Genomic DNA, 828 nt, shown 5'->3' on the forward strand with positions numbered 1-828 from the left:
TTGGTTTACTTACTACAAAAAATCAGCCTCCCCAACCAAACCGGCAAGGACAAGTCATGAGCGGTAAGCCTTTGAAGTATCCCGTTTCCGCTTTGGTTGTCTTGCATGATGAAGACGGCAATATCCTGCTGATTGAACGCACGGCGCCGCAAGGTTTTTGGCAGTCGGTTACCGGCAGCTTGGAAGAAGGCGAGCGTATCGAAGAAACCGCATGGCGCGAAGTGTGGGAAGAAACCGGTATCCGCCTTGCAGACGGTCTGCTGGAAAACTGGCACGACAGCACCGTTTATGAAATCTATCATCACTGGCGCCATCGCTATCCCAAAGGTGTGTTTGAAAACCGCGAACACATCTTCTCCGCCCAAATTCCGCGTGATACGCCCATTGTCCTGCAACCGGACGAACACGTTGCCTACGGTTGGTTTGGTGCGGAAGAAGCGGCGGAAAAAGTGTTTTCGCCTTCCAATAAACGCGCAATTTTAGAATTGATTAAAAGGCTGAATGCCAAAAAGGCCGTCTGAATACGACAGTTTCACATTTTCAGACGGCCTTGGGTTTGCTATACTTTCGCCGTTTGACTCTCTTTAAAATCAAAGGAAACCATCATGGCAGACTTCAACAAAATCCTGACCCCGGGCGATGTGGATGGCGGCATCATCAACGTTGTCAACGAAATCCCAGCGGGCAGCAACCACAAAATCGAATGGAACCGCAAACTGGCCGCTTTCCAACTCGACCGCGTTGAACCGGCAATTTTCGCCAAGCCGACCAACTACGGCTTCATTCCGCAAACTTTGGACGAAGACGGCGACGAATTGGATGTATTGC

2 protein-coding genes are annotated in these 828 nt (G+C 50.4%); both read left to right on the top strand.

Annotated elements, in window-relative coordinates:
• The first annotated feature begins 56 nt into the window (after positions 1 to 56).
• Entirely contained in the window at positions 57 to 521 is a 465-nt protein-coding gene (gene nudB, locus ACTHUM_RS15885; protein WP_070461666.1) for a dihydroneopterin triphosphate diphosphatase, read from the top strand.
• Positions 522 to 605: 84 nt separating this feature from the next.
• Positions 606 to 828: inorganic diphosphatase (locus ACTHUM_RS15890; RefSeq protein ID WP_440403405.1), on the top strand; the 223-nt coding region annotated here is incomplete at its 3' end.

The organism is Neisseria sp. P0021.S006, assembly GCF_051956895.1.